The sequence below is a fragment of the Mesorhizobium sp. P2_A8 genome, assembly GCF_056404935.1.
In genome coordinates, this window is the sequence record NZ_JBFUDB010000021.1 from 18,484 (window position 1) to 27,554 (window position 9,071).

The following is a 9,071-nucleotide window of genomic DNA, read 5'->3' on the forward strand; positions in this document are numbered from 1 at the left end:
GCCGGGCGAGCGCAGGCGGGCCGTCAGTCTTTGCATTGGTCGGACGGTACTGTATCGCAATGCGCTCTGCTGTCGACCGCCAGGACCAATCCGCTCGACGAGACGGGTTCCCAAAGAAAGGCAAGTGTCCGCTCGACGTGCAGCAGTATCGCGGCTTTACAAGCAGGAGAACTGTGCGGTCCCCACTGCGGCGAGCCTGCCGATCGCTAAGCAGCTCTATCTGCTGCAAAGTTGCGCAAACGACCCCGACCGACTGTCCAATCCAGAGGTCCGGAAAATATAGTCTTCCCTACCGAGCTCCAGATTGCGCGCGTTCCCGGGGGCGCGGGACCGATGTCGGAGTCGTCGCGTTTACGATCTAGGCATCCCGCACGAGCATTGTTCTGGCGAAGGAGGCGCAAGGCATGTCCAGGAACCAGCCAGATCGCTCACTGCAGCAACGCGCCGCTGCGCTGCGGGCGCGATCTTTCTCCTAGACCAATGCTTCAAGGCTGTGCTCGTAAAACCGATTTCGAAAGGCGCGAAAACGCGTCAACAGCATCTGAAATGATGTAGATCGCCCCTACATCGCGTTTCAGCCGTGATTTGGCCAGTAGGACTCAACAACGGAGTGGCGTGCGGATGGATAACTGCCGGCACAAAATGAGCGCCCTGCGCCGACGTTGTAAGGTTTCCGGCTTCCGGTTGATGACAGGTGATGGGAGTTTAGCTTCTTTCCGGCCGATCCCATTATCACTGCGAATTGTTCCGGTCACGCCGGAAAATTGCAGGATGTATGCGCATACATTGCGAAAACGCCGATTTGCTGCACTTCCAAAGGGTGATTTGCACGAAGGGGCCAATTGGATTTGCTATGTTAACGAGGCGAACCTAGCGCGGTCTGGTATCTGGGGGATAGTCTGAAGTTCGCATATCAAGGGGAACCGCCGCAGTGTGTTCTGATAGGACGAACGGCGAGTAAATAGCTGAAGGAGGAACTAACGCATGGATAACTGGAAAAACGACAACAGGTGTAATCCCTTGAGACGCTCAGTCCTGAAGGGGATGGCTGCGCTCGGCATCGCGGCGGTGACAATCGGCGTAATGGCCGGTTCAGCCTCTGCGCAGTCGCTACTCGACAGGATCAAGAATGGCGACACGATCCGCCTAGGCTACTCAAACGGACCTCCTGGGGCCTATGCCGGTCCAAACAACGAGCCGCTCGGGTTGGTCAATGCGATGACGCTGGATATCCTGAAGAAAATGGGTACGACCAAAATCGAATCGGTCGTGACCGAGTGGGGTTCGCTCATCCCCGGCCTGCAGGCAGGTCGGTTCGACATCATCACGGGCGGCATGTATATCCAGCCGGAGCGCTGCCGCAACGTATTGTTCAGCGAGCCGATCTCCACGGCCAAAGACGCGCTGCTCGTGCCGAAGGGCAACCCGGAGGGATTGCATTCGTTTGACGATATACGCAACAAAGGACTCGTCCTCGTCACCGGTTCCGGCTACGCTTCGGTTGCGGTCGCGCAAAAGTCAGGCTTTGCCGAAGACAAGCTGATGCAGGTCGCCGGCCCGCCGGAGATCGCACAGGCTGTGAAGACCGGACGAGCCGCAGCCGGTAACACGGACCGCTTCGATGCTAAGAAGATTATCGAAAATGACCCCAGTCTCGAATTGGCCGACCCGTACAACTCGCCGGTCCCCCGTAACTATAGCGCCATCGCCTTCCCGCTCAACGAGCAGGCAGCGGTCGACGCCTTCAACGCTGTGTTGAAAGACTACATCGGCTCTGACGAAATGATGGCGTCGGTCGGCGCATACGGCTACACCAAAGACAACCTGCCGGACGGCACTCCGACCGCCGAGGCCTGCAAGCTTTGAACTCAGGTCTGAATTGCCGCCCATTCGTCTGAATACCTCCCCGGCTTCGGCCGGGGAGCCCTGAGTGAGGTGGACACGATATGAATGAGTTCGCGCTTGGCTTCAGCGTGGCGGCGCTTGCTAAAGGACTCGCAAATACCCTTATTCTAGCCGTCGCGGGATCGCTCGTGGCGATCGCCCTGGGGCTGATCGTCGGCCTGATTCGGGTCTCCCGTCATTGGCCGCTGCGCTGGTTTGGTGTTGCATACATCGAATTCTTTCGTGGTACCTCTTTGCTGGTGCAGTTCTACTGGTGGTTCTTCGTATTGCCATTCTTCGGTATTTTTCTTTCGCCATGGCCTGTCGCAGTTTTGGGTCTCGGCATGAATGCCTCTGGCTATGGCGCCGAGTACGTACGCGCTGCCATTCAAGGCGTTGATCGGGGACAATATGAGGCTTGCACCGCGCTCAACTTCAAGCGGATGACGATGATGCGTCGCGTCATCTTGCCGCTGGCGATCCGCGCGATGCTGCCGGCTTGGGGCAACCTGTTGATCTCGATCCTGATGGGCACCTCGCTCGTGTTCTTCATCACTATCACCGAGTTCACCACTGCCACCAAGCTGGCGGCCGACGTCACCGGGAATTACCTGCTGTTCTTCGCCGTGGGGATGTTTGGCTATTATATCATGGCGCGCGCCTTAATCGGGCCCTTAGTGGGTTGGCTTGAGCGCCGTCTCTCGCGCGGCTTTGTGCGAGAGGCGTCGATATGAGCATCTGGGACTGGTCCTACGTCTGGGAGGCCTTCCCGTATCTGTACCGCGGTGCAATTGTTACTATTCAGGCAACGCTGCTTGGCTTCGCGATCGCGCTGGTACTAGGTCTGGTCTTTGCGCTGATCCGTCAGTCGCCCAACCGCTATATATCTCTAGTCATGGGGGAGATCATCGAGTTCATCCGCTCGACGCCACTCCTCCTACAGGTGTTCTTTGTCTATTTTGTCGGTCCACAGGTCGGCATCGTCATTCCTGCTTGGACAGCGGGCATCGGCATGCTCGGCATCCACTATGCAGCTTATGTCTCTGAGGTCTACCGCGGGGGCTTCGAGAATGTGGACGACGGCCAGTGGGAGGCCTGCACAGCGCTCAATCTGTCGCGGGCGCGGACTTGGGGCGCCATCATCCTGCCGCAAGCCATCCCCCCGATCGTACCCAGCCTCGGCAACTACCTGGTTGGCATGTTCAAGGACACTCCGATTTTGGCGGCGATCGCCATCCTGGAAATGCTTCAACAGGCTAGGAATTTCGGCGCCGTTCATTACCGTTTTACCGAAGTTATCACTATGACCGGCCTTTTCTATCTCGTGTTCAGCCTGGTTGCGTCTGCCATCGTGCAGTCGGTGAGCTTGTGGCTTCACCGTCGTTACCATCTGCAGTAGGAGGTCTTCCGCGATGAACGAATCTGTGCTTCGCTTCGAGAAAGACACGAAGCGCAACGCCGCGCTGACCGGACGAGGCGAGCTCAATCTCGATACTACTCGCAAAGAGAAAGTCATGAACGAACCCATGGTCCGCTTTGAGAACGTCACCAAGAGCTACGGGGCGCTGACTGTGCTGGACGGGCTTGATCTGGATGTCGCGCGCAACGAGAAAGTGTCCATCATCGGCCCCTCTGGCTCGGGCAAGACCACTGTGTTGCGCATGCTGATGACACTGGAACGCATCAACGGCGGAGTGATCTGGGTGGACGGTGAGCCGCTCACGCAAATGCAGAAGAAAGGCCAAATGGTGCCAGCGAGCGACCATCATCTGAGGCGCGTACGCGGCAAGATCGGGATGGTATTTCAGCACTTCAACCTGTTTCCGCACATGACAGCGCTGCAGAACTGTATGGAAGCGCCGATCTCCGTGCTTGGAATCTCCAAACAGGAGGCCGAGACCAGAGCGGCGGAATTGCTCGACATGGTGGGGCTCGGTGAGAAGAAGAACCATTTCCCGATCCAGCTTTCCGGCGGCCAAAAGCAGCGCGTGGCCATCGCCCGTGCGCTCGCCATGCGACCGAAGGTCATGCTGTTCGACGAGGTGACCTCGGCGCTCGACCCGGAGCTGGTCGGGGAGGTGCTCAACGTCATCCGGACGCTCGGCGCTGAGCATGACCTCACCATGCTGATGGTCACTCACCAAATGGGCTTCGCTAGGGAGTTCTCCGACCGCGTGTGTTTCTTCGACGGCGGCAGGATTGTCGAACAGGGCCCGCCAGATCAACTCTTGGGCAATCCACAAAACGAGCGGACGCGGCAGTTCCTCAATGCGGTGCTAGAGGCGAGATAGGATAACGCATCTGGCGCATTTGCCGGCACCAGGCGATCAGCTTGCGGAAAAAGCAGACTGCCCAGTATCCACGTTCGACGGGGTAGTCGCCGGCAGGAACCGGTCCGGGTTGAGAGGCGGCGCCGGACTTGGGTTATCCTCGCACAACTCTCGGGGCCGCCTTGGTGTGGGCATTGCGCTTGCCGACCACAGCAAAGCGGCGATCCGTTGAGCCACAGAGGCCGGCCACGTACCCCTGGTCTAAGCCATTGGCTGCCGCGCAGGCGGGCAACGGCACGCGATGTTGATGGAACGCCCCGGCTGAATGGACCGCCGGCGCGGGGGGCGGACGACGAGTTTGCTATCAAACCAGGCCGGCCGCCTCGTCACTCACGTCTCGTACAAGACTTCAAACCACGAGCGTGTTCTCAACGAGCTTTATCCAGTATGATGTCCCGTACGGAATCGCCTCGTCGTTGAAATTGTAGGCGGGGTGATGCAAACCGGCGCTGTCGCCGTTTCCGCACCAGATGAAAGCACCCGGTCGTGCCTGGGCCAGAAACGAGAAATCTTCTCCACCCATCACCGGCTGCGTCTCCATCACATTGTGTTCACCGGCTACGTCCTTCGCAGCCTGGATCGCAATTCCGGTGGGGAGGGCATGGTTAAAAACGACTGCATCGCTGTCTTGGATCGTCAGGTCGATCTTAGCACCGGTTATTTTGGCGATACCGGCTGCCACTTCACCAACGCGCTTCTTGACAAGTTGACGCACCTCCGGCTTTAGCGTCCGCATGCTTCCCCGCAGCTCTGCTGTCTGTGGAATAATTCTCTGCGTATTGCCGGAATGGAACTGATGGAACGAAAGCCCCGCCGAATCCACGGGGTCGACATTCTGCGCCACAATTTGTTGCATCGCGGTGATCAGCTGCGCTCCGACCAGGATCGAGTCGATGCATTTATGAGGCTGCCCGGGATGGCCGCCGTGGCCTTCGATTAGGATCACGATTTCATCGGTTGCCGCCATCGTCGGACCTTGCCTGATCCCAAAAGTGCCAATAGGCAAGCCCGGAAAAGTGTGCATGCCATAGACCTGCTCGATTCCGAAGCGCTCCATCAGGCCGTCCTCAATCATCGCGACCGCGCCCGCGCCAAGCTCTTCCGCAGGTTGGAAGATGACGACGGCCGTACCGGCGAAATTCCGGGTCTCGGCAAGGTAGCGCGCCGCGCCCAACAGCATCGCGGCGTGGCCGTCGTGACCGCAAGCATGCATAACGCCCTTTTTCTTGGAGGCATAGGGCAGATCGGTCGCTTCCTCGATCGGCAACGCATCCATGTCGGCGCGCAAACCGATGACCTTGCCGCTCCCTGCCCTCTTGCCCCTGATGACGCCGACTACGCCGGTCCTGCCGAAGCCGGTGATGATCTCGTCGCAGCCGAATTCGCGCAGATGCTTGGCAATCAAGGCAGAGGTGCGCTGTTCTTCAAAGCCCAGTTCGGGATGTTCGTGGATGTCGCGGCGCCAGGCCACGATGTCAGGGAGAATGTCGGCGACCCGATTGAGGATGGGCACGAGGGGTTCCTTTCTGCAGTTGGGACAGGGTTGATGCTCTCTCGCCTGCGTCGCTCATGCCTCAGAGCTTTCCGCGAGGTGGTGCCGACGTCCGACCAGCGGGTCCTTGTAATTGGACCTGTGAGAGCTGCTCTAATCCGGGAAAGGGAAATGTCCGGATGTTTTTGTGCAACGACCTTGCATACCTCGATATTTCATCTGGCTCATCCATCGAGTTACCCTAGGACAGCCGATCAGTCACTCGGCTGCGCATCTTCGCCTGGCCAAACTGTATCAAGCGTTGAAGAGCTGGGCTACTCGAAGCAGCCACACGCATTGAAGGAAATCGGCGTTTTTTCGATTGCTGCGCACATTATCGCCGCAAGCGATCTCTAGCTACTTAAACTTCATTTGGGCCTTGGATGGAGACATGTTGCGGATCGCCCAATGGATTGCGCAACATTCTCCGGGAGATCGTCGTCGCGGGCAGCCTGGGTAACAGGCTAAAGCTGCGGGGGTTCTGGTGGGAGCCGAACTGTAAGCTTCATAACGCGGCCGGGGCGACCCGTAAAATCCGAAATTATCTGGCGAGGCAGCGGAATCGATGTCGGGCCGCCCTACCTACTGAAAATGCGAGATGATCGCTACCAGTCGCGCCTGGCGCTGGACACGGAGTTGCGCCTTAGGGTTCGGGACTTGCCCAAGAGATCCGCCACGGCCGGCCATCTCCTGCTCATTCGCGAGGTATTTGTCACGGGAGCAGCTTACCGTGCGCAAACCGGGTCAACGAAGCCATCGGGGGCTCGAACCCCCAACCGTCCGCCTAGTTACCGGACGACGAGGAGACAACTCGGACAAAGACAGCAGTACGCTGAGGGGATCTTCACACCCTCGCGCTTGCTCGCAAAGTCCTGCAGTGACGCGGCTGTCAGGTGGCACGTCCTAACGGATTGTACTGCTTGCGGCCGTGTCGTACGGTCTTTGAAGCTGAGACAGCCGGGGGGCGCAGTCCTGTCGTTCACAGACGGAAGTTCCAGCTCCAGAATATGGCTGGATGCGCAAATAGCCAAGAAATGCAGATTTTCTGCGGCATCGAGGGATCTTCGGGCAAAAACAGCCAATTGGTGCATGCTAGAAAGGGATACCACCAGGCAGGAGAGAAGGCCTGGTCCAATCAAGCACCCTGGGTGAAGGACGACCGTGAGATGAGTTATAAGAAACCCTTCATTCCCGCTGAGTTTGAACGCCGTGTTAACCAGATCAAGCAACGGATGGAGGAAGCAGGACTGGACCTTCTAATCTGCCAAGATCCTGCGAATATGTACTGGCTGACTGGGTATGACGGCTACTCATTCTACGTGCCTCAAGCGGTCTTAGTACACCTAAAGGCGGACACGCCGGTTTGGTTCGGACGGCTCGTCGATGTAAACTCCGCTCATATTACGACGGATTTATCCTCTGAGAACATAGTATCGTTTGCCGATAAGCGGCTTCACCATGCTGAATTGCACCCCTTCGATGATCTTTGCGATCTGATCGATTCACGCGGGTGGGGATCCGATCGCATCGGCGTTGAACTCAACGCCCACTACTACACTGCGCGGGGACACCAACACCTTGTCAAGGGCCTTCCCAATGCGAAGTTCACCGATAGCCGCGAACTGGTGAATTGGGCCAGGCTCGTTAAATCCGAGGCCGAACTCGTTTATATGAGAGAAGCCGGCCAGATGGTCAGCAATACAATGCAGAAGGCAATTGCAAAGCTAAAGCCGGGGGTTCCGCAAAACGAGGTAGTCGCCGAGGTATTCGGGTCTCAGGTGCTAGGACTCGACGGAAAGTATGGCGACTTTAGCGGCCCCCCCCTTATCCAGACCGGCGAACAGACGAACACTCCGCATCTCAGTTGGACCGATGAACCCTTGCCAACGTCTGGCTTGGTTCTCATGGAGTTTGGCGCGACGCGACGGCGCTATTGTGCGCCGTTGTGCCGTACTATCTACATTGGAAAGCCACCTGAAGAGGTCAAGCGTCTCGCGAAGGTCATAGTGGAAGGTGTTCAAGCTTCACTCGAGATGGCGAAACCAGGGGTAGTCGTCGACGAGGTTAATGCGGTCTGGTTGGCTATACTTAAGCGCAATGGGTATAGCAAAATAGGCCGCTCCGGCTACTCGATCGGCCTCAACTATCCGCCGGACTGGGGCGAGCGAACGGTTAGCATTCGTTCGGAGGACAGGACCGTTCTGCAAGCCGGCATGTGCTTCCATTTCCAATCAGGGGTCAGGCTCGACCATTTCGGAGCCGCAATATCTGAGTCATTTGTCGTCACCGAAAGGGGTGGTGAACGGCTGACCGAGGTCGATCGCCGCTTGATCGTAGTGGAGTAATTTGCGCGCTTTCTACAAGTTTCGATCCCGTCCGATACCGTCTGGGAGCGTTGGGGTTCATGGCGTAATTCTCGATGGACTTGAAAGACCCACACGAGCGGCGTGCCGAGATGGATCTGGGCTGCCGCGTGGGCAATGAAACTACGCGCGACGACCGTCCGTTCGCCGGGCCTGCGTAATAGATCGCCGCCGGCGGCGCCTCAAGCGACCGGCGCGGTGAGCATCCTCAGAAGCATCTGGCCGGATGCGCCGGCATCCTTCAGTGCGACTGTTACAGTGGACTTCGAGCCGTTGTTCGACCCGCAGCGGAAGGAGCAGCCGATCACGCCCGCCTTTTGCTACGCCCATGCGCGGCGAGGATTCTTCGAATTGGCCGACATCGCGAAAAAGGCCCGGGATGGCAAGAAGGGCAAACCGATCTCTCCGATCGCGCTGGAGGCGGTCAGGCGCCTCGACGCGCTGTTCGAGATCGAGCGCGCCATCGATGGCCGCAGCGCGGACGAGCGGTATGCCGTGCGGCAGGAGAAAAGCAAACCACTTCTTGCCGATCTTCCCGCCTCGCGCCTGCACGAACTACTGCCTTGGGAATGGAAACGCCTGCGCGAAAAGCCCGCCGATCAGCAGGCCGCATGACCTCACGAAACGTCATTCATAGAGCCCGCCGCGCGCACGCGCGCGTGCCAATCATGCGGCCTTCGTCGTATGCGTACTGCGGAAGAGTCGCCGCTGCACAAAATGTTGCGGAAATCTTCTCCTCCCCGCCGCACATCGCCGCATCTATGCGTATCCAAGGAAATAACGCTAATTTCCTGCGTTGGAGATGCGATCATTCGCGTAAAGCAGTGCTTCTAACGCGCTACATTTCACCAAGCGGGCGCTAAGCGGTCCGATCCTCACATAAGCTGGCCTAAAACGGTGCCAGGCTGCCAACAAGGAGTTCGCCTTATGAACAAGGAGTTCACACCTGCGAAGGACGTAAGC

General features: G+C 58.1%; 6 protein-coding genes and 1 pseudogene. 6 read left to right on the top strand and 1 reads right to left on the bottom strand.

The genetic code is table 11. The features are described from left to right. The first annotated feature begins 984 nt into the window (after window positions 1-984). The 4 genes from ehuB to ehuA all read left to right on the top strand — a co-directional run bounded on the left by ehuB (window position 985) and on the right by ehuA (window position 4,175). Window positions 985-1,866 carry an ectoine/hydroxyectoine ABC transporter substrate-binding protein EhuB gene (ehuB, locus tag AC1D10_RS35245; protein WP_477279890.1) on the top strand — a complete coding sequence of 294 codons (882 nt, stop codon included), beginning with the start codon at window positions 985-987 and terminating at the stop codon, window positions 1,864-1,866. A gap of 80 nt (window positions 1,867-1,946) precedes the next feature. Continuing rightward, a complete protein-coding gene (ehuC, locus tag AC1D10_RS35250) occupies window positions 1,947-2,618 on the top strand; it encodes an ectoine/hydroxyectoine ABC transporter permease subunit EhuC (protein WP_477279892.1) in 672 nt (223 codons plus the stop codon). After that, the gene (gene ehuD / locus AC1D10_RS35255) at window positions 2,615-3,283 is read left to right on the top strand and encodes an ectoine/hydroxyectoine ABC transporter permease subunit EhuD (RefSeq protein ID WP_477279894.1); all 669 of its coding nucleotides are present in this window, start codon (window positions 2,615-2,617) and stop codon (window positions 3,281-3,283) included. The genes ehuC and ehuD overlap by 4 nt, the downstream gene beginning before the upstream one ends. A gap of 115 nt (window positions 3,284-3,398) precedes the next feature. Then, complete coding sequence (ehuA, locus tag AC1D10_RS35260; RefSeq protein ID WP_477279900.1) at window positions 3,399-4,175, top strand: ectoine/hydroxyectoine ABC transporter ATP-binding protein EhuA; 777 nt, start codon at window positions 3,399-3,401, stop codon at window positions 4,173-4,175. Window positions 4,176-4,563: 388 nt separating this feature from the next. Here the strand turns inward: ehuA and AC1D10_RS35265 are convergent, their stop codons facing one another. Then, on the bottom strand, window positions 4,564-5,727 hold the full coding sequence (locus AC1D10_RS35265) for a M20 aminoacylase family protein (protein WP_477279896.1): 1,164 nt from the start codon (window positions 5,725-5,727) through the stop codon (window positions 4,564-4,566). A 1,052-nt stretch (window positions 5,728-6,779) separates the two neighbouring features. Here AC1D10_RS35265 and AC1D10_RS35270 point away from each other — a divergent pair. Together AC1D10_RS35270 and AC1D10_RS35275 are read left to right on the top strand one after the other, a co-directional pair. Then, window positions 6,780-8,090 carry a M24 family metallopeptidase gene (locus tag AC1D10_RS35270; RefSeq protein WP_477279898.1) on the top strand — a complete coding sequence of 437 codons (1,311 nt, stop codon included), beginning with the start codon at window positions 6,780-6,782 and terminating at the stop codon, window positions 8,088-8,090. A gap of 197 nt (window positions 8,091-8,287) precedes the next feature. Continuing rightward, window positions 8,288-8,723 (top strand): annotated as a pseudogene (locus tag AC1D10_RS35275) (IS66 family transposase); the annotation flags it as partial. Between the last annotated feature and the right edge of the window lie 348 nt (window positions 8,724-9,071).

What these genes read in the sequence shown, in the direction of transcription:
- AC1D10_RS35270 (WP_477279898.1), top strand. Translation starts at nt 6,780, where the DNA reads ATGCAGATTTTCTGCGGCATCGAGGGATCTTCGGGCAAAAACAGCCAA.
- ehuC (WP_477279892.1), top strand. Translation starts at nt 1,947, where the DNA reads ATGAATGAGTTCGCGCTTGGCTTCAGCGTGGCGGCGCTTGCTAAAGGA.
- ehuD (WP_477279894.1), top strand. Translation starts at nt 2,615, where the DNA reads ATGAGCATCTGGGACTGGTCCTACGTCTGGGAGGCCTTCCCGTATCTG.
- ehuB (WP_477279890.1), top strand. Translation starts at nt 985, where the DNA reads ATGGATAACTGGAAAAACGACAACAGGTGTAATCCCTTGAGACGCTCA.
- ehuA (WP_477279900.1), top strand. Translation starts at nt 3,399, where the DNA reads ATGAACGAACCCATGGTCCGCTTTGAGAACGTCACCAAGAGCTACGGG.